The sequence below is a fragment of the Pseudomonas sp. HN2 genome, from assembly GCF_020736465.1.
GTDB classification, from domain to species: domain Bacteria; phylum Pseudomonadota; class Gammaproteobacteria; order Pseudomonadales; family Pseudomonadaceae; genus Aquipseudomonas; species Aquipseudomonas moraviensis_A.
Genome location: NZ_CP085885.1, coordinates 3052587 through 3072240, shown reverse-complemented (window position 1 = coordinate 3072240; position 19654 = coordinate 3052587). Strand labels below are relative to the sequence as shown.

The window sequence follows — 19654 nt, the reverse complement described above, 5'->3', positions numbered from 1 at the left end:
ATGTTTTGATCGTTAGCCTGCTTTCTTTTATCCCAGCCCCGCGCCATGATGTCGGCAACTCTCCCACCGCCGCCCGCGAACGAGTGCTCATGTCTGCGCAGCCACTGCCACCGCAAAGCTCCCTGGCGATCACCCTGCAGATCGTCTCCATCGTTTTCTACACCTTCATTGCCTTTCTCTGCATCGGCTTGCCGATTGCGGTACTGCCAGGTTATGTCCACGAGCAACTGGGTTTCAGCGCGATCATTGCCGGCCTGGTGATCGGCTCGCAGTACCTGGCCACCCTGCTCAGCCGGCCGATGGCCGGGCGCATGTCGGACACCCTCGGCACCAAGCGGGCGATCACTTATGGCTTGTGGGGGATTGTCCTCAGCGGCGCGCTGACGTTGCTGTCGACCTTGCTGCAGAGTTTTCCGCTGACCAGCCTGTTGATCCTGATCGCCGGGCGCCTGCTGCTGGGTATCGCTCAAGGCTTGATCGGTGTCGGCACCATCAGTTGGTGCATGGGCCAGGTCGGTGTCGAGCACACAGCCAAATCCATCGGCTGGAACGGCATCGCTTCCTATGGCGCGATTGCCATCGGCGCGCCGCTGGGCGTGGTGATGGTTGCTGAATATGGCTTTGTCAGCCTGGGTATCGCGCTGTCGGCGTTGGCCGCGGGTGCGTTATGGTTGATCCGCAACAAGCCTTCGGTGCCGGTGATTCGTGGTGAGCGTCTGTCGTTCTGGGCCGTGTTCGGCAAGATTGCGCCGTACGGCACCAGCCTGACCCTCGCGTCGATCGGCTACGGCACGCTGACCACCTTCATCACGTTGTATTACCTCAACCGCGGCTGGACTGGCGCGGCGTACTGCCTGACGGTGTTCGGCGTGTGTTTCATTTTGTCGCGACTGTTGTTCATCTCCGCGATCGCCCGGTTTGGCGGGTTCGCCTCGGCCATCGTCTGCATGACAGTGGAAACCGTCGGGCTGGTGATGTTGTGGCTGGCGCCCTCCACTGCCTACGCACTGATCGGTGCCGGGCTGGCGGGGTTCGGGCTGTCGTTGGTGTACCCGGCGCTGGGGGTTGAAGCGATCAAGCAGGTGCCGAGTTCCAGTCGTGGGTCGGGACTCGGAGCTTATGCGGTGTTTTTCGATCTGGCCCTGGCGATCGCCGGGCCACTGATGGGCGCGGTGGCATTGAATCTGGGCTATTCGTGGATTTTCTTCAGCGCGGCGCTGTTGTCGGTGACCGGGTTGGGCCTGACCCTGCTCCTCAAGCGCCGCACGACCTCATGAAACACCGAACCCCTTGTAGGAGCTGACGAGTGCAACGAGGCTGCGATCTTTTGATTTTGCTTTGAAGATCAAGAGATCGCAGCCTCGTTGCACTCGTCAGCTCCTACAGGAATTGGTGGCGGTGATGAAGTTATTGATCCGCCGTCTGCATCCCCGCTCGGGTTGTTTTCGCCAGCGCATGGGCAAAAAACCGTCCGGCCTCCGAGATCAGGTTGCGGTGAATATCCTCGCGATCGACTCCGTCAGCGTCGGTACACAACGCCGGCATGGCGCGGATCTGCTCTTCGGTGCACGGCGCCATGAACACGAAGTGCCCTGCCCCGGCCAGCAGCTTGAAGTCCGGCGCGGTGGGCAGTTTGCGCGCCAGGGCGGCGGCGTTTTTATCGAAGGCCACCAGTTTGTCGCCGTCGCCGCTGTAGAGCAGCACTGGCACGTGCACGTCGGCGAGGGTATGGCGGCCGAATTTCAGGCTCAGCGGCGCCATCAGCAACAAGGCGTGAACCCGTGGATCGGCCACCGGTTGCAAGTCATCGCGATCGACAATCAACTCGCCCTGAGTGTTGCAGGCATCGTGATCGTCCGGACGTTCCTGGCAATAGCGGCGCAGGCGATCGAGATCCGGTTGCGCCCCGGACAGAATCAACGCGGTCTCGCCACCCGCCGAATAACCGATGACGCCGACCTGATCAGCATTGACGAACGGCGCCAGCATGCGGTCGCCAAGGGTTGCGGTGATCGCCTGGGAGATTTGAATCGGACGGCCATAAAGGTTGCTCAACGTGCCAAGACGGCTATGGTCGCGCCAGTTGTCGCCGGGGTGAATCACCGCCACCACCACAAAGCCTTTGCGCGCCAGCGACGTCGCCAGATCATGCAAGGCCAGCGGCGTGCCGGTGTTGCCGTGGGAGAGCATCAACATGGGAAAGCGGCCGATGGCGACTTTGGTGTCTTCCCCGGCTTCCACCGGGTAGCCCTCGAGCAAACTCAGGTGCTCGCGGTCACTGGACGGGTAAAAAGCGATGGCGCGCATCGGTTGCAGATCGAGCGGGTCGAGAAAGGTCATCTCGTGATAGCCGACACTCCAGACAGGATGCCGCCCCGGCGCGGCCTGCACTGAATTCAGGCTGCCCAGCAGGCAAATCAGCAACATTGCACAAAGATGCTTCATGAATGCCCCCACCCTGTCGGACTCCATCGTCGGATGTGCTGAAACTGCATAACCCGGGCCAGATTATGTAACAGCCAGAAACAAAAAACCCCGTACTCGGCCCTTGCGGAACCAGAATACAGAGTTTTTTGGGTATTACCTGAACATCAGCTGTTCTTTATGCAAGCCTTACGCGGCGGCAAACAGTTGCTCGCTGATCTTCGCTTGCGCAGCGCTAATGGCGTTGTTGCGCACTTCTTCGCCATAGGCCAGGCCTTCAGCGCGGACGATTTCGATATCGGTGATGCCGAGGAAACCCAGTACCAGCTTCAGATATTCTTCGTGAGCGATGCCGCTGGCCTGACCGGCATGGATGCCGCCGGAGGTCGACACGATCAGAACTTTCTTGCCACCGCACAGGCCTTCCGGGCCGGCTTCGGTGTAGCGGAAAGTCTGGCCGGCGACGGCAACGCGGTCGATCCACGCCTTGAGCTGGGTCGGGATGGTGAAGTTGTACATCGGCGCGGCAATCACCACGGCGTCGGCAGCGATGAACTCGGCCAGGGTCGAAGCGCTCAACTCGGCTTCGTGCTGTTGCACAGCGTCGCGCAGCTCTGCGGTAGTACCGGCGGCGACCAGCGTGGTCGACGAGAAGTGGCTGATCGCGTCGGCAGCCAGGTCGCGATAGGTGACCACGGCGCTCGGCTCGGCGGCTTGCCAGGCGTCGACGACTTGACGGCTCAACTGACGGGAAGCCGAGTTGTCGCCGAGAATGCTCGAATCGATGTGCAACAGTTTCATGTGGGTTCTCCTGAAAGAATCGCCGGCGGCGACGGAATGGAGACAATCCTACGCAACAAACCAATAGCTGATTAGTCGCCGACAATGCGATAGTTCGTCCCATTGATAGAACGACTGGAAACGCGCATGCAGGACCTCAACGATCTTTACTATTTCGCCAAAGTGGTCGAGGCTGGCGGATTCGCCGCCGCCGGGCGACTGCTCGGTATTCCCAAGTCACGGCTCTCCAGAAGAATTGCCGAACTGGAAGAACGCCTCGGCGCGCGTCTGCTGCAGCGGACTACGCGACAATTGAATCTCACCGCTGTTGGCGAACGCTATTTGCGCCACTGCCAAGCGATGTTGCTTGAAGCGGAGATGGCTGACGAGGCCGTGGCGAGTATGTCCAGCGAGCCACGCGGTCGGCTGCGGGTGTCGTGCCCGACCGGGCTTGCCCATGAAATGCTGCCGACGGTGATCAGCGATTTTCTCGGCAAGTTTCCGCAGGTGCAGTTGGAAGTCGTGCTGCTCAACCGCCGTGTGGATCTGGTCACTGAAGGCATCGATGTCGCTTTGCGGGTGCGCGATCACGGCGATGAAGATCCGTTGCTGGTCACCCGACGCTTGCGTCAGGCCCAGGCGGTGGTCATAGCCAGCCCGGCGTTCATGCAGGGCAAGACCATCAATCATCCCCAGGATTTGAAGAACCTGCCGGTGCTCGGCGCGCTGGAAGCCGACCGCATGGTTCATGTGCGCCTGCTCGATCAGCAAGGTAAAAGTGTCGATCTGAGCATGGAAGCGCGGCTGGGTATCGATGACTTCGTAGTGCGCAAGGCCTGCGTCCTCGCCGGTCAGGGTTTTACCGTGTTGCCGATGATGTTCTGCGAGACCGAATTGCGTAACGGCACGCTGGTGCAGGTGCTGCCGGAATGGTCACTGCCTGGCGGCTGGCTGCAAGCGGTGTATCCGCATCGGCGCGGGGTGATGCCAGCGGTGCGCGCATGGATCGATCATCTGGTCGAGTCGTTCAATGCCTGCGGGGAGCGGTTGCTATGAAACAGGGAAAAATGAGCGAAGCCGAGGTTGCCGGATTTTGTCTGGCGCTGCCCGGTGCTCGCGAAGACTACAAATGGGGCAGCGTGCGGGTGTTTTCGATTGCCGGCAACAAGATGTTCGCTTTACAGGGATTACGCGGCGATTCGCTGGCGTTCAAGGTCGACAAGGATCTGTTTCTCGGCCATTGCGATCGGCCGGGGATTCATCCGGCGCCGTATCTGGCGCGGGCGCAGTGGATCATCATGCATCCGCCCTACCCGCTGGGTGCGGAGGAATTGCAGGGGCTGTTGCAGCGATCGCATCAACTGGTGGTGAGCAAGTTGCCCAAAAAGACTCAAATCGGCCTGCTGCTGTAATCCCGGTCTCATGTAGGAGTGAGCCTGCTCGCGATAGCGGTGTATCAGTCGACATCCTTGTTGATTGAAAAGACGCTATCGCGAGCAGGCTCACTCCTACAGGGGTAAGTGTGTTCTTTAGATCAAAGACAACAGGTTGGAACCGAGGAAAATCTGGTCAATCCAGAACACCTGGTGCAGCAGCACGATCACCCAGAACAGAATCTGGAACGACACCTTGCGCGTCTTGTGCCGGAATACCTGCTGCGCGATCAATGCACCCGGCCAGCCGCCGGCCAGTTCCACCGCATGCAGGATGTTTTCCGGCGTGCGCCAGGCATCGGCGCGGGCCTTGCGCTTGTCGGCCCAGTACAGAAAGAACGCGAGCACACTGACAATCCCGTAAGCCGCCAACGGCAGCCGCGAGATGCCGCTGAGCCACATCGACAGCGAGCCGAACAGCGGCAGCGCGCAGACGATCAGCAGCACCACCAGCTTCAACTTCACCTGCTGAAGGCGCCCGCCCGAAGGCCGTCCTTGCGGGCGGTGCGCGCGCGAATCGTTCATGGCTTGGCCGCCGACCAGTCCACCCAGCCGAACTGCCAGGTCGCCAGAATGAACAGGCCGAACGCAATCCGGTACCAGGCGAACGCCGCATAGCTGTGGCTGCCGATGAACTTGAGCAAACCGCGCACGGCGATCATGGCGAAGATAAATGCCGTGACGAAACCAATCGCGAACACCGGGAAATCCGCCGGCACAAACAGGTCGAGGTATTTATAGCCCGAGTACACCGCCGCACCGACCATGGTGGGCATGGCGAGGAAGAACGAAAATTCCGTGGCGGTCTTGCGCGACAGGCCGAACAGCAAGCCACCAATGATTGTCGAGCCGGAGCGCGAGGTGCCGGGAATCATTGCCAGGCACTGTGCGAAACCGATTTTCAGGGCATCGGTCCAGCGGATCTCGTCGACGGTTTCAGCGTGCACTTCATGCTGGCGCTGTTCGGCCCACAGCATGACGATCCCGCCGATCACCAGCGCAGCAGCCACGGTAATCGGGTTGAACAGGTATTCGTGGATCAGGTCGGCAAAGATCACCCCCAACACCACCGCCGGCAAAAACGCGATCAGCAGGTTGACGGTAAAACGCCGTGCGCTCGGCTGGGTTGGCAGGCCGATCACCACGTCGAGAATCTTGCGGCGAAACTCCCAGACCACCGCGAGGATCGCGCCGAGCTGAATAATGATGTTGAACGCCATGGCCCGCTCGCCGCCGAAGTTCAGCAAGTCGGCGACGATGATCTGGTGTCCGGTACTCGAAATGGGCAAAAACTCCGTCAGCCCTTCTACAACTCCTAGTATCAGTGCCTGCAAGGCAGTCCAAAGATCCATCAATCCCCCAGAGAGCGATGCGCGCCGGCATGCCCCGATAGTATTTTTAGCGTTCACTGCGTTCAGCGTAGCCGGTAAAAGCTGTACCGATTCCGCGCGCACAGGATCCACACGAAACGGTAAAAATTCCGTGAAATTTCAAAACCGGATTCAGGTTTTCGCGCGCGGGGCCGAAATCCTAACAGACAAGCCTCAATAGCGCTCTGCGCGTTGGCTGTCTTGCCTGGCGCAGTCCCGAGCACTCAGCTGTGGCTGGATGCTGGCGATCGTTTATTACAAGAACAAGAATCCGGAGTGACAGCGTTATGAACAGCTTGCGCAGTGTGTCGATCAGCCGACGCTTGTGGCTCATCTTGATTGTGGCGGTGGTCATGTTGCTGACCTTGGGCGTGCTGATGCTCAAGCAGATCCACGACGACCTCTACCACGCCAAGGCGCAGAAAACCCAGCATGTGGTGCAGACAGCCAGCGGCCTGCTCACGTATTACCAAGGGCTGGAGACCGCCGGCACCCTGACCAGGGACGCGGCGCAAAAGCAGGCGCTGACCGCGATCCGTGGTTTGCGCTATGACCAGAACGATTACTTCTGGATCAACGACCTCACGCCTGTGATGGTCATGCACCCGACCAACCCCAAACTCGAAGGCCAGAACCTCTCGGCGATCCGCGACCCGGACGGCTTTGCGGTGTTCAACGAAATGGTTGCCATCGCCAAGGCCAAAGGCGCGGGCATGGTCAATTACCGCTGGCCGAAGCCGGGCGCGACTGATCCGGTGGCGAAGACTTCGTACGTGAAGCTGTTCGAACCCTGGGGCTGGGTGATCGGTTCCGGTGTGTACGTCGACGATGTCCAGGCCGAATTCCAGGAGCAGATGATCAAGGCTTCGGTGATCGGTCTGGCGATTGCGCTGATCATGGCGCTGCTGGTGATACTGATTGCCCGCAGCATTGTCCGTCCGTTGCAGGAAACCGTGAACGCCATGGCCAACATTGCCAGTGGCGAAAGCGACCTGACGCGCAGCCTCGATACCCATGGCAAGGATGAGGTCACCGAGCTGGCCCATCACTTCAATGCCTTCACGGCCAAGTTGCGCCGGGTGATTGGTGACTTGCAGGTGTCGGCCAGCGCTCTGGGCCAGTCTTCCAGTGAACTGGGCAACGATGCCTCGCAGGCACAGCAGCGCAGTCAGCAGCAATCGCAGCAGATGGAGCTGGTGGCGACGGCGATCAACGAAGTCACCTACGGCGTGCAGGACGTGGCGAAAAACGCCGAACACGCCGCCGCAGAAATGCGCGATGCCGAAGCGCAGGCACAACAGGGCCAGATCAACATTGATGGCAGCCTGCAACAGATCGACAAGCTCTCGGGCACGATCGATCAGGCGGTGGAAGTGATCCGCACGCTGGCGGCCGAGAGCACACAGATTGGCAGCGTCCTGGAAGTGATTCGCTCGATTGCCGAGCAGACCAACCTCTTGGCACTCAACGCGGCAATTGAAGCGGCGCGTGCGGGTGAGCAAGGTCGCGGGTTTGCCGTGGTGGCCGATGAGGTGCGCTTGCTGGCCCAGCGTACGCAGAAGTCGACGGCGGAGATTCAGTCGATGATCGAGCGCCTGCAGAACCACTCGGAGGCTGCGGTGAAGGTGATCGGCGACAGCAGCAAGGCATCGCAACTGACCATTGAACAGGCGGGACTGGCCGGGGCCAGCCTCAATGCAATTGGCCAGGCGTTGCGCAATCTGAACGGACTGAATGCCTCAATCGCCAGCGCCACGTTGCAACAGGCCCATGTGGTTGAGGACATCAACCAGAACGTCACCCAGGCGGCCGGGCTTTCGCATAGCACCGCGTTAGCGGCTGAGCAGTCGAGCGCGGCCAGCCTGCGCCTTGGGCAACTGAGCGAACAGCTCAACGGGTTGCTGCGCCAGTTCCGGGTCTGACCGATCACCGAGGTGAGCCCACCCCTCACCCCAGCCCTCTCCCCGAGGAGAGGGAGCCGACCGAGGTGTCTGGCGTCATACATCGACGTGAACAATCGAGTCGATTATGGATTCAACGAAGATCGTTCAAACCGGCGCAGCTCAAAAGCATCCCCCAATCAGTCCCCTCTCCCTCCGGGAGAGGGCTAGGGTGAGGGGCTTTTGATCTGACTAATGCAGTACAATCCGCCCCCTTCTCGACTCCCCCAAGGATCACTCATGTCCGGGCTTGAACTGTTCGCCGCTGCCCTCGGTGTCATCGCCGTGTGGCTGACGGTCAAACAGAATCCGTGGTGCTGGCCGATCGGGCTGGTCATGGTGTTGCTCTACAGCTGGATCTTCTTTGAGGTGAAGCTGTATTCGGACATGTTGCTGCAAGTGATCTACGCCGCGTTGCAAGTCTACGGCTGGTGGCAATGGACCCGCGCCTGGACGATGCACGACGGACGCGAAGTCAGCCGCCTCGACACTCGCTCGATTCTGCTCGGTCTCGGTATCGGCACAATCGGCAGCCTGTTGCTGGGCGCGGCGATGGCGCACTGGACCGACGCTGCACAACCGTGGCTCGATGCCGCGCTCACCGGTTTCAGTCTGGTCGCGCAACTATGGATGGCGCAAAAACGCCTGCAATGCTGGGCGCTGTGGTTTGTCCTCGATGTCATCTTTGTTGGCCTGTTCATCTATAAAGGCCTGTACCTGACTGCCGCGCTCTATGCGCTGTTTACCCTGCTCGCCGTGCAAGGCTGGCGGGAATGGCGCGCCGATCCGGCGTTGCGCACATGAAAGTCGTGGTACTCACCGGCCCGGAATCCACCGGCAAGAGCTGGCTGGCGGCAGGATTGGAGCAGCGTTTCGGCGGCGTGCGCGTTGACGAATATGTGCGCCGGTTTATTGAAGAAAACCCCCGGGACACCTGCCTGGCCGACATCCCCGCCATCGCTCGGGGTCAGTTGCACCGGGAAGATCAGGCGCGGGCCAGACAACCCGCGCTGCTGATCCTCGACACAAATCTTCTGAGCAACATCCTCTGGAGCCAGACTCTGTTTGGTGACTGCCCGGACTGGCTGGAAACCGAGTTGCTCGCCCGCCATTACGATCTGCACCTGCTGCTGTCGCCGCAACAGGTCGACTGGGCCGAAGACGGCCAGCGCTGCCAACCGGCTCTTGAAGATCGCATGGCGTTCTACGAAGCCACTCGCACGTGGCTGGTCCAGCATCAACAGCCGATGCAAGTGATCGAAGGCAATTGGGCCGAACGCCAGGCGCAAGCCTTTGCGGCGGTCGAGCGTTTGCTGGCCGACTAAGCCAGCAAGCGGGCAATTCGCGCATTCTGTCCGTTTTTGAAACACTCGCGAGCGCGCAAAGCCGCCGTCCAAACGCTGTTCATCACCGCGTCACCTCACCTGTTACGCCGCTGAAACACATCGGCGCAAACCCTTGATCCAGAGCTTTGCAACGCCAATTGGCACTCAAGCGATCCTCGGCGTGTATCACCGGTGAAACAGTAGCGACCAGAGCCATCCGCTCATATCCGCCAAACCATTGAAAAAACAAGACAATCCAAATCCGGCACAGCTTTCGCTCTCTCCTTCACAACGCTGAATCACCCAGCCCACTGAAGAAGGAATTGCAGCCGTGGGGAATTTCAATAAAAGCCTGACCTGCCTCCTGCTGATCGGATCAGCCGCCAGCGCATTGATCAGCGTCAGCGTGCAAGCCGAAGGCAATGGCGTGATCGTTCTCAACCGCGACGTTCAGCCCATCCCGATCGGCCGCAATGGTGGCAAAGACCCCTATCCGACCACGGTCAACGCCAACCCTTCGGCGCGGATCAACCAGACCCTCAGCAGCACCGAACTCAGCGACGGCGATTTCGCCAGCGTCGCCAGCGGTTCGTCGATTCGCGGCAACATGACCACGCCCACCTCCAACCTGCCCGGCATGAACACCCTGACCAATCAGAACGGACTGCCCGGCATGCGTACCGGTAGCGGCGGCGGTTCTGGCGCGTCGATCTCCAACACCGTCAACCGGGCGATGAGCACCGGGCTGGCGCCTCTGACTCGCATGGCCGGAGGCCAATGACATGAATCGCACCCTGCTGCTTCTCGCCCTGCTCGGCTGCACCAGCGCCATGGCCGATCCGGCTTCAGTCAACCAGGCGAATATCCAGAATTCCGGTGCCCAGTATCGCGGCAACTTCAACGTCAACCAGGCCGCCGGTGACCAGATGCAGCAAGCCAACACCAAAGCGATCGCCATCGGCACCGAGTCCCACGCCACCACCAGCGTCAGGCAGAACATCGACACGCCCGCCAGCCGCGCCATCGACGCCAGCGCCAACATCGGCGGCAACTCTTTCAGCAATGGCAACGGCATCCTCGGTGTGAACCAGGGTGCCGGTGCCAACAATCAAATGGCCAACGTGACGCGCGTCAGCATCAGTGCCGGCCCGCAGAGCATTGACGACAGCGCCCTTTCGCAACAGAACGTGGCGTTTTTACCGAGCTCAGGAGCAACTGGTACCTCACCCGGCAGTCGCCAGGTCACGACAAGTGATCAGGCCTTCACCGGCAGCCGCGGGGTAATCCAGGTGAACCAGAGTGCCGGGGTGGGGAACCGCATGGCTAACACCCTGAGCATCCGGGTCGCTGACTGACCCAAACACAGTGCAATTGGAAAAGTAACAACACTTAACCCAACTAATAAGCACGACGGAGAAACAACCATGAAACCTACAATGGCTCTCAAACCACTGGTTTTCGCACTCGCAGCAGTGATGGCAATGGCAGCACAGGCTGGCGGCCGTGGTGACAACAACGGTCATGGTAACGGGCACGGCAATGGTCACGGCCAGCCACAAGGTCCAAATCTTGAACAACTGCTGCAGATCACCGCAGGCGCCGGCGCCGCTGTACTCGACGCGCAAAACAGCGACGGCAACGTGGTGAAGAACCAGGGCACCCTGAACAACGCCAATGCCAGCGACTCGCTCAATGGCTCCAACGGCAATATGGGCGCCAACGTCGCTGCCGGCGACGGCAACCAGCAGGACAACGCTGCGGCGCTGGCCACCGCTGACGAAAGCTTCATCTTCGGCAACGCTGTTGCAGCCTCGAGCGCGACTCAGGTGAACAACAACAACTACGTGAAAAACTCGTCCACCTTCAACAACGCCACGCTCAGCAATGCCGGCAACAACGGTTCCGGTAACATCGGCATCAACGTGAGCTCCGGCAACTTCAACCAACAGAAAAACAACCTCGCCATCGCTGTTTCCGGCGGTCGCGTAGCGCAGGCTGCTGCCTCTGCCAACCAGTCCTCGACTGGCCTGGTCGTGGAAAACAAAGGCGTGCAGGCTTACAAAACCGACACCCTCACCGGTACCTATGCAGCCGCTGGCGTGTTCAAAGCCAAAGGCACCGCGACCATCGAAGACGACAACCATGGCGGTTGGGGTAACCGTGGCGGCGGCCACGGCGGCAACGATGATCAGAAAGCCAAGTTCGAAGCCGTGGGCAGCTTTGGCCTCGCTGGCGTCACCACCCAACAAGTGCTGACCAAAGATGGCTGGAAAACCCCAGTCGTCAACAACGCCAACATGACCAACTCGATGAACAACTTCTCCGGCAACGGTGGAGCCAACGTCTCGGCCGGTGTGGGCAACCAACAAAGCAACTCGCTGTCCATCGCCGCAGGTTGCAAAGCCTGCATGTAATCGCGATCGAAACGAAAGCCCCGGTAACGGGGCTTTTTCCTCGGTTCCACAAGGCGTATTCGATCATGCGGACTCCTGCCCTCTTCGCTCTGCTTTGTCTGTGCGGCCTGACTCAGGCAGCCCAGATGCCCGTGGCTGCCCTGCCGGGTGGCGTGCTGGTCTACAAGGACGTGCAAAGCATTCGTGAGCGCAAGTTTGCCGACATCGTCGAACAGAAAACCGATTTCAGCTGCGGCGCTGCTGCACTGGCAACGGTTCTGCGCCAGGCCTATTGGCTCGACGTCGATGAGGAGCACATCATCAAAGGCATGCTGGTCAACGCTGACCAGGACCTGGTGCGAACCCAGGGTTTCTCCATGCTCGACATGAAGCGCTACGTAGAAAGCATCGGCATGCGCGCCCGTGGCTACCGGATCCCGCCCGAGAAACTCGAAGCGGTGACCATTCCGGTGGTGGTCCTGATGGACATTCGCGGCTACAAGCACTTCGTCGTCCTGCAGCGTTCGGACAAGGATTGGGTCTACATCGGTGACCCGGTACTCGGCCACAAACGCTACAAGCACGACGACTTTGTCAAAGGTTGGAACGGCATTGTCTTTGCCATCGTCGGCCCCGGTTACGACAAGGCCAACGCCTTGCGCAGCCCTCCCGTGCCGCTGACGGCGAAAAATACGCTGGACGGTTTCAACCCGGTCAAAGATGCGGAATTGATGGATTTCGGGTTCATTCAGAGCGACTTCTTTTAATCGCCGAGTTAGAGAATGGGACTGGATGTCCCGGGAGCAGCAGATGAAAAGCTCATACTGGCTGGCCGCCGCCTGCCTGGCAGCGAGTGCGTCAGGTTTAGCCCATGCCGGATTCAAACCCATCGAAATCAAGGACCAGGAGCTCGCCGAGCTGCGCGGTCGTTACGTCATGCCGGGGCGGATCATCAGCTTCGGCATTGTCATGAGCAGCACCTGGCGCAACGCCAGCGGCGACCTGATCGGGGCCGCGACTTCGATGCAGATCCAGGCCGCAACGGTCAAACCGCAATTCTATGTCTCGACCATCAAGGAGTCGGGCAACGGCAGTACTCCCACCTTGGGCACCGGCACTATCATCGGTGGCGCCGGCCTCAACAGCAGCCAGGGCGTGACGCAAAGCGTGCGCGCCGCCGGCGATGGCAACACCGCCAACAACAACGTCGCGATCAACGTCAGCGAAGCCAGTCAGGCGCCCGCTCTGGTGCCGTCGCAAGGCCAGGCCCTTGTTGCCGGGCAGACCATCAGCGGCAGCAACGGCGCCGGCAGTGTCGCGGTTTCGGCCAACGGCGGTGGCGTGCAAATGGCCATTCAGGCCAGCGGCAATCAAGGCACAGCATTGCAACAGGTGGCCCAGGGCGGGCTGCTGCAGAACACCCGATTGCTGGGCAGTGCCAACGTGGTCAACAACCTCACGCAACTCAACGTCGTACTGAACAATAACGGCAGAAGCGCCGGTGCACTGGACTGCAACCTGACCCAACTCGGGGCCCTACGCAATATCGGATATTGAACTACGCTGAGTCTCGATCATTGGGCTTAAAGGGACGGCTTATTCATGTATCGATCAGTATCACTGCGTGCTGCAGTGTGTTTGAGTACCCTTCTCCCGGCGGCGATGCTGCAAGCAGCACCCGACGCCGATGTAGAAGCCCTGAAACGGGAACTTCTGGAACTGAAACAACGATACGAAGTACAACAACAAGCGCTCGCGGTACTTGAACAACGGGTTCGCCAGGTAGAAGAACAACCCGCCGCCCCACCGCCAAAACGGCTGGCCAAATCGCCGTCCGACATGAAAGGCAATCGCGTCGCTACCGGAGCCCCCACAGGCACCGGTGCGGCCGCCGCATCGGGAGGCGCCGCCGGGGGCAGCGGCGCTTCTTACGGTCAGTCGTTGGCCGATGATTCGCAACCGGCGCAGAGCGTTTCCAACCTGTATGACGAAGCCAGCGGTTTCTTCGGCGGCGGCAAGTTTAGCGTCGAAACCGGCCTGACCTATTCGCGCTACGACACCCGCCAGTTGATCCTCAACGGCTTCCTTGCGCTGGATTCGATCTTCCTCGGCAACATCAACCTCGACCGGATCAAGGCTGACACCTGGACCCTCGACCTCACCGGCCGCTACAACTTCGACAACCGCTGGCAGTTCGACCTGAACGTGCCGGTGGTGTATCGCGAGTCGACGTATCAGTCCGGCGGCGGCAACCAGGGCGCGGCCGGTGTCACCACCGAGGAAACCGTGACCAAGGATCCAACCATCGGCGACGTCAACTTCGGTATCGCCTACAAGTTCCTCGACGAGTCGGTCAACACCCCGGACGCCGTCGTCACCCTGCGCGTCAAGGCGCCGACCGGCAAAGACCCGTTCGGCATCAAGCTGCGCCAGACCGACGCCAACTCCAACCTGTTCGTCCCCGACACCCTGCCCACCGGCAACGGCGTCTGGTCGATCACCCCGGGCATCTCGCTGGTCAAGACGTTTGACCCGGCGGTGCTGTTCGGCAGCCTTTCCTACACCCATAACCTCGAGGAGTCGTTCGACGACATCAGTTCCACGGTCAACCAGAAAACCCCAGGCAAAGTGCGCATCGGCGACAGCTTCCAGATCGGCGCCGGCATCGCCTTCGCGCTCAACGAGAAGATGAGTATGTCGTTCTCCGTTTCCGACCTGGTGCAACGCAAGAGCAAGCTGAAACAGGACGGCGGCGATTGGGAATCGGTGGTGTCGAGTGACGCCAACGCCGGTTACTTCAACGTCGGCATGACCATTGCGGCCACCGACAACCTGACGATCGTGCCGAACTTGTCGATCGGCATGACTGACGATGCGCCGGACTTCTCGTTCAGTCTGAAATTCCCGTATTACTTCTAAAGCAAAGCAAAAGATCGCAGCCTTCGGCAGCTCCTACAGGGATTACGTAATCCCTGTAGATACCGTCTTGAGCCTTACCGGGCAAGCGCAAGTTTCGGGTCATATGGCAGTCCTGACTTGAGCACTCCGTAAACGAAGTGCAGCAGCTTGCGCATTGCTGCGCAGATGATCTGCTTGGGAGCCTTGCCGTTGGCTTCCAAGCGTTCTTTCATCGCCTTGATCGCCTTATTGTGTTTCAGCGCCACCATGCCAGGCATGTAGAGGCCTGCACGCAGCCGTGCTGACCCTACTCTTGAGATCAGGGTATGACCTTTGAGCTTTCCTGATTCCTGCAGCTTTGGATTGAGCCCCGCAGCAGCGACCAGTTGGCGAGGGTCACTGTATTTGCGCAAGTCACCCAGTTCGGCCAGCAATCGTTCAAGCGTTTTTTGTCCGATGCCGTCGATGGTTACGATCAGATTCCGCATCTGACGCATATCCGGGTCGTCATCGATGTGTTTTTTGATCGCCTTATGCGTTTCCACGATCTCTTTTTCGATATGGCGCAGAACAGAGTTGATCGAGTCTTTGACCTTTTCGTCGGAAACGTCCAGACGATTAAGCTCCATTTGTTCCATTTCCTGAAGGTCATCCAGGCGGCGCACCATTGCTTTCAACTGGCGGTATTTCAGCGGCTCAGGCGCCCATGGGTGAAGTTTTTGATCCTTTTCCCGGGCAAAGTCGGCGATCAGTTTGGCATCACTTTTATCAGTCTTTATGCGGCGCAGTTCGCTGTCAGCGTACGCTTTGGTCGTAGCCGGGTTCACGACGCAGACCCGGAAGCCTTTGTTGTAAACGAACTCCGCGAGCTCCAAGTGGTAGACGCTCGTGGCTTCCATCACGATCAGGGCCGAACGCTCGGCGTTTTTTTCTAGCCACGCCTCAAACTCTTTAAAGCCCTTTGGGTCGTTGGCCAGCTTGGCCTTGGTTTTGTGCTTGCCGTTGGGCAGGTGTGTAGCGATATCAAAGGTGTTCTTTGCGATGTCGACGCCAACGAAACCAGACATGATCGTTTCTCCACTTGTTCCCTGTTGCGATCATCACTTCACTCTGTCCAACCTTGCGAATGCGGGCTCTCGCCGGAGGCGGGCCCAAGATACCGTGCGAACTGTACGAGTGAGTGTGGAGGGCTGGAGCACGATCTACGTCACAGGCAAAAAGCCTAAGGAGCTGCGCGGCTTCCAAGTCCCTCCCTCGATGATCAGTCGAGAACTATCGCTCCTGGCGGAGCGCTAGTCGAGATACAAGGAGCTGCCGAAGGCTGCGATCCTTTGATCTTCAGGCAGTTAACGAATCTGATGCTTATGCAACAACCGATAAAAAGTAGGCCGGGAAACTCCGAGGACTTTCGCGGCCACACTTAAATTATCACTGTGCCGATTCAACACATCACACAACGCCTGCCGTTCCGCCCGGGTCTTGTAATCCTCCAGCGTGCCCATCGGCGTAGCGACCGAGTGCTGACTGATCAAACCCAGATCCCGCGCCTCGATCTGCCGACCCTCCGCCAGCACCAGACCGCGCCGGACCCGGTTAGCCAGTTCCCGTACGTTCCCCGGCCAGTCATGTTTGCCCATGGCAATCAAGGCATCTTCGCTGAAGCTGCGAGGCCGGCGCCCGGTTTCATGGCTGTAGAAATGCGAAAAGTGGTTGGCCAGCATCGACAGGTCGCCATGGCGCTCACGCAGCGGTGCGGTCACCACTTGCAGCACGTTCAGCCGGTAATACAGGTCTTCGCGAAAGCGCTTCTTCTCGATCGCCGCTTCCAGGTCAACGTGGGTCGCCGCCAGCACTCGCACATCCACCGGGATGGGCTGACTGCCGCCGACCCGCTCGATGTGTTTTTCCTGCAGAAAACGCAGCAGATTGGCCTGCAGCTCCAGCGGCAAATCGCCGATTTCATCGAGAAACAACGTACCGCCATTGGCTGCTTCAATGCGCCCCACCTTGCGCTGATGGGCGCCGGTAAAAGCGCCTTTCTCATGACCGAACAACTCGGACTGGATCAAATGTTCGGGAATGGCCCCGCAGTTGATCGCTACAAATGGTTTGCTGTGACGCTGGGACTGGCGATGCAGGGTGCGCGCCACCAGTTCCTTGCCGGTGCCGCTTTCGCCACGAATCAACACCGGCGATTCGGTCGGCGCAAGTTTGCTCAGCAGCTTGCGCAGTTCGCGGATCGGTTTGCTGTCGCCGAGCAGTTCGTGTTCCGGCTGGTCGACATGAATCGTGCCCTGACCACGCAGACGCGCCATGCCGAAGGCGCGGCCCAGGGTGACCTGTACGCGGGAGACATCGAAAGGCAAGGTGTGGAAATCGAAAAACCATTCACAGACGAAATCGCCAACGTTTTGTAAGCGCAACACTTCCTGGTTGAGCACGGCGATCCATTCGGTCCCGCTGCGGCTGATCAGTTCTTTGACGGCTTCAGGGCGTTCCAGATGAAATGGCTGCAGGCGCAGCAGGCCGACGTCACAGGCGCGATCGGCGGCATTTTCCAAGGTACAACTGTCGACATCCCAGCCCACCGCGCGCAAACCGGGCAAAAGCCGGTAACAGTCGTCGCAGGGATCGACCACCAGTAAACGTCTCGACGCAGGCGCTTCGCTCATGACTGTTCCTTGGCGCCAAATATAATAAATGATTGTAAAAACAGTCATTTGGCTGTCCCGGTTGTAACACTAGCAAGATTTTGACGGAGGCTTGTATCGATTGCTTATAGGAGGCTTATTAAAAGCGTTATAAGAAAGTTGGTTGTTAGTTAGCTATCGACTATTCGTAGTGTGTCAAACAGCAGCCCTCACCCTAACCCTCTCCCAGAGGTAGAGGGAACTGACCGAGGTGTTTGTGCAAGGTACGCCGACGTGCAATACCGAGTCGAACGCGGGTATGAAGAGCCCACAGATCGGCTCCCTCTCCTCGGGGAGAGGGCTGGGGTGAGGGGTGAATTCGGCGCGGTGTTCGGACATGTGCAGGATTACCGAAACTAACCGGGCTTATGTAAAGAACTTGAAATTTCTTTGTTTCAGTTGTGACCCACCCCCCGGTTGCGTGCATCAGTACAAGTAACCGGCCGCACGGTAAGCCCAACCGACGGCACCTCACTTGATTGGGCGCCAATAGAGAGAAGACCCCATGACTGCCCCGCTGCGTATCAACGAAGCTCTTTTGATTGCCAACCACGCCTTCAAGCCTTTCCAGTGCGTGGCCTGGGCGCCACAAGACGGCAATGGCGAACTGAGCCTGACCGTGGTTGACCGCACCAATTCCCACATTGGTCGCAAACAGATCCCGAGCAGCGCCTATTCTGACCCGGCGCAACTCGAACAACTGCTGCAGCAGGCCCGCGCCGAGCTGAGCGAAGATGGCCACAAACTGCAATCGTGGTCGATGCCACACTGATAATCGAACAAGGGCGGATGACATAGAGTCATCCGCCCTTTTCATTTGGGAAAACCGTAACTTCCCGGGTCAGATCCTGCCAGGATGCTTGGCTCGCTTGCGACTGGTTCAACAAGACACTGTTCTGGCACAGTGCGACCGTCGTTCTGTTAGTTCTTCCAGTTGTACTTCTCGCGGTTCAGGGATTGAATGTTTCGCTCGTGCAGTCAGCCGCCCACTCATTGGGTATGGGTTCACTCGCAAGGAGACGCGTGCATGTCCACCCTCAACACTTATGCGCTGCCCACTGCATGGAACAACCCCGGTTCGCTTGACGCGACATTCGCCATCGGCGGTGTTGCCCAGGTGTATTTCGCCGGTAGTCTGTCCAGCCAGACCCAGCATGTCGCGCTGGATGCCCGGGGCCGGATTCTGGTTGCCGCGAAGGTCGGCACGCCGACAGGAAGTCGTCTTGGCCTGGCGCGGCTGCTGGCCGATGGTTCGGCGGATCTGTCCTTTGGAAGTCAGGGCAGCGTAATCGGCAGCTTCATCGAGGGTTTCGAAGCCAGGGCCGGCAAGGTTCAGGTGTTACCTGACGGGAGAATCCTGCTGGCCGGCCTGCATTATGAAAACAACCATCGCACCCTGCCCGCCCTCGCCCTGTTTCATGCCAACGGTCAGCCAGACCGATCCTTCGGCGATGACGGCTTCCAAGTCGTGCGGCTGCCCGGCGAGCTGTCCATGGGCACTCGCGACACTTGGCTGCCGCCGGGCGTGCCGGGTGTCGAAGCCTGCGATTTTGCGGTGCAGGAAGACGGCCGCATTCTGCTGATCGCCAACCATCATTTCAGCCTCGCCGATCACGCCGGAATGCTGATTCGTCTGCAACCCGATGGCTGTCTGGACGAATCCTTCAACGGGCGCGGATTTGTGATGGTCCGCCACCTGTTGCTCAATACCTGGCTGAGCACGCTGCTGTTGAAGCAGGACGGGCGCATCGTCGTTGCAGGGTCCATCGACTTTCCGCAGCAAGGCCTGCTGGCAGTTTATCGGCCTGATGGAAGCCTGGACGAGCGCTTTGCCGTCGACGGCTTCATGGCTTTCAAGGCCCATGACAAAAGCGCTCAGGTCAGTCAGATCATCGAGTCCGACGACAGGCTTTTTTGTTTCGGCAGCAGCCGCGATCCGATCCGCTGCCTGACGTTTGTCCTGCACGCAAACGGTCGACCGGACTTGCACTGCCACCATGGCCTGCCTCTGGTGTTGGACATCGGCGCCAGCGGTTGCCAATGGAATGCCGCTCAGCGCATGCCTGACGGCCGCCTTGTTGCGGTAGGCGCGACCATCGGTGGGGTTGAAGCCGACTTCATGGTCGCCCGGTATCGACGCGATGGCAGCCTCGATCCGGAATTCGGCCAGGGCCATGGCTGGCTGCGCACGCGGCTGGGCCGAAGTCTCGATACAGCCAATTCGCTGACCGTACAAACTGACGGCGCCATTGTCGTCGGCGGGTCTTCGCTGGATGGCAACTACCGGGCGATGGTCGCGCGTTATCTGAATCACTGAATCAACACTTGCACCGGGACGTTGCCGTCCGTCGGCTAGATAGCCCTACCTGTAATTTCTGACAGTAGACGGGCACCTCGATCA

General features: G+C 59.5%; 20 protein-coding genes. 14 read left to right on the top strand and 6 right to left on the bottom strand.

The features are described from left to right. Positions 1–89: 89 nt before the first annotated feature. Positions 90–1277, top strand: a complete 1188-nt coding sequence (locus LIS66_RS13405; protein WP_227972307.1) for an MFS transporter — start codon at positions 90–92, stop codon at positions 1275–1277. A 130-nt stretch (positions 1278–1407) separates the two neighbouring features. Here LIS66_RS13405 and LIS66_RS13400 read toward each other — a convergent pair whose 3' ends face one another. Together LIS66_RS13400 and LIS66_RS13395 are read right to left on the bottom strand one after the other, a co-directional pair. After that, positions 1408–2445 carry an alpha/beta hydrolase family protein gene (locus tag LIS66_RS13400; protein ID WP_116659248.1) on the bottom strand — a complete coding sequence of 346 codons (1038 nt, stop codon included), beginning with the start codon at positions 2443–2445 and terminating at the stop codon, positions 1408–1410. Positions 2446–2613: 168 nt separating this feature from the next. Continuing rightward, positions 2614–3225 carry an FMN-dependent NADH-azoreductase gene (locus tag LIS66_RS13395; protein WP_227972306.1) on the bottom strand — a complete coding sequence of 204 codons (612 nt, stop codon included), beginning with the start codon at positions 3223–3225 and terminating at the stop codon, positions 2614–2616. A gap of 126 nt (positions 3226–3351) precedes the next feature. Between LIS66_RS13395 and LIS66_RS13390 the strand changes: the two genes are divergently transcribed. After that, a complete protein-coding gene (locus LIS66_RS13390) occupies positions 3352–4260 on the top strand; it encodes a LysR substrate-binding domain-containing protein (RefSeq protein WP_227972305.1) in 909 nt (302 codons plus the stop codon). Next, positions 4257–4616 carry an MmcQ/YjbR family DNA-binding protein gene (locus LIS66_RS13385; protein ID WP_227972304.1) on the top strand — a complete coding sequence of 120 codons (360 nt, stop codon included), beginning with the start codon at positions 4257–4259 and terminating at the stop codon, positions 4614–4616. Before LIS66_RS13390 ends, LIS66_RS13385 begins: the two co-directional genes overlap by 4 nt. 117 nt (positions 4617–4733) lie before the next feature. Here LIS66_RS13385 and LIS66_RS13380 read toward each other — a convergent pair whose 3' ends face one another. Together LIS66_RS13380 and LIS66_RS13375 are read right to left on the bottom strand one after the other, a co-directional pair. Then, positions 4734–5162, bottom strand: a complete 429-nt coding sequence (locus tag LIS66_RS13380) for a DUF1294 domain-containing protein (protein ID WP_116658250.1) — start codon at positions 5160–5162, stop codon at positions 4734–4736. Continuing rightward, positions 5159–5989, bottom strand: a complete 831-nt coding sequence (locus LIS66_RS13375) for an undecaprenyl-diphosphate phosphatase (protein ID WP_227972303.1) — start codon at positions 5987–5989, stop codon at positions 5159–5161. The genes LIS66_RS13380 and LIS66_RS13375 overlap by 4 nt, the downstream gene beginning before the upstream one ends. Positions 5990–6294: 305 nt before the next feature. On the opposite strand from LIS66_RS13375, the gene LIS66_RS13370 reads away from it, so the two are divergent. The 9 genes from LIS66_RS13370 (at position 6295) to LIS66_RS13330 (ending at position 14584) form a co-directional block, all read left to right on the top strand. Further along, positions 6295–7929 carry a methyl-accepting chemotaxis protein gene (locus tag LIS66_RS13370; RefSeq protein ID WP_064362263.1) on the top strand — a complete coding sequence of 545 codons (1635 nt, stop codon included), beginning with the start codon at positions 6295–6297 and terminating at the stop codon, positions 7927–7929. Between the two features lie 258 nt (positions 7930–8187). Further along, positions 8188–8751 (top strand): nicotinamide riboside transporter PnuC, encoded by a 564-nt coding sequence (pnuC, locus tag LIS66_RS13365; RefSeq protein WP_227972302.1) that lies wholly within the window; start codon positions 8188–8190, stop codon positions 8749–8751. Beyond that, a complete protein-coding gene (locus tag LIS66_RS13360; protein WP_227974512.1) occupies positions 8748–9272 on the top strand; it encodes an AAA family ATPase in 525 nt (174 codons plus the stop codon). Before pnuC ends, LIS66_RS13360 begins: the two co-directional genes overlap by 4 nt. Before the next feature lie 331 nt (positions 9273–9603). Next, positions 9604–10053 (top strand): hypothetical protein, encoded by a 450-nt coding sequence (locus LIS66_RS13355; protein ID WP_064362255.1) that lies wholly within the window; start codon positions 9604–9606, stop codon positions 10051–10053. A 1-nt stretch (position 10054) separates the two neighbouring features. Beyond that, positions 10055–10627, top strand: coding sequence for a hypothetical protein (locus LIS66_RS13350; RefSeq protein WP_042609910.1), 573 nt, complete (start codon positions 10055–10057; stop codon positions 10625–10627). A 69-nt stretch (positions 10628–10696) separates the two neighbouring features. Continuing rightward, positions 10697–11686, top strand: coding sequence for a heme utilization protein (locus LIS66_RS13345; RefSeq protein WP_227972301.1), 990 nt, complete (start codon positions 10697–10699; stop codon positions 11684–11686). 65 nt (positions 11687–11751) lie between these two features. Beyond that, positions 11752–12432: a C39 family peptidase gene (locus tag LIS66_RS13340; protein ID WP_042609908.1), complete on the top strand. Its 681-nt coding sequence runs from the start codon at positions 11752–11754 to the stop codon at positions 12430–12432. Positions 12433–12475: 43 nt separating this feature from the next. After that, complete coding sequence (locus LIS66_RS13335) at positions 12476–13222, top strand: hypothetical protein (RefSeq protein ID WP_227972300.1); 747 nt, start codon at positions 12476–12478, stop codon at positions 13220–13222. A gap of 45 nt (positions 13223–13267) precedes the next feature. Beyond that, positions 13268–14584, top strand: coding sequence for a hypothetical protein (locus LIS66_RS13330; protein ID WP_227972299.1), 1317 nt, complete (start codon positions 13268–13270; stop codon positions 14582–14584). Positions 14585–14658: 74 nt separating this feature from the next. Here LIS66_RS13330 and LIS66_RS13325 read toward each other — a convergent pair whose 3' ends face one another. Both LIS66_RS13325 and LIS66_RS13320 read right to left on the bottom strand, forming a co-directional pair. Further along, positions 14659–15630 (bottom strand): IS110 family transposase, encoded by a 972-nt coding sequence (locus tag LIS66_RS13325; protein ID WP_083353292.1) that lies wholly within the window; start codon positions 15628–15630, stop codon positions 14659–14661. Between the two features lie 279 nt (positions 15631–15909). Continuing rightward, positions 15910–17235: a sigma-54 dependent transcriptional regulator gene (locus LIS66_RS13320; protein ID WP_042609905.1), complete on the bottom strand. Its 1326-nt coding sequence runs from the start codon at positions 17233–17235 to the stop codon at positions 15910–15912. Positions 17236–17758: 523 nt separating this feature from the next. Here LIS66_RS13320 and LIS66_RS13315 point away from each other — a divergent pair. Both LIS66_RS13315 and LIS66_RS13310 read left to right on the top strand, forming a co-directional pair. After that, positions 17759–18025 carry a hypothetical protein gene (locus LIS66_RS13315; protein ID WP_016774677.1) on the top strand — a complete coding sequence of 89 codons (267 nt, stop codon included), beginning with the start codon at positions 17759–17761 and terminating at the stop codon, positions 18023–18025. A gap of 255 nt (positions 18026–18280) precedes the next feature. Next, complete coding sequence (locus LIS66_RS13310; RefSeq protein ID WP_227972298.1) at positions 18281–19570, top strand: hypothetical protein; 1290 nt, start codon at positions 18281–18283, stop codon at positions 19568–19570. Positions 19571–19654 lie beyond the last annotated feature (84 nt).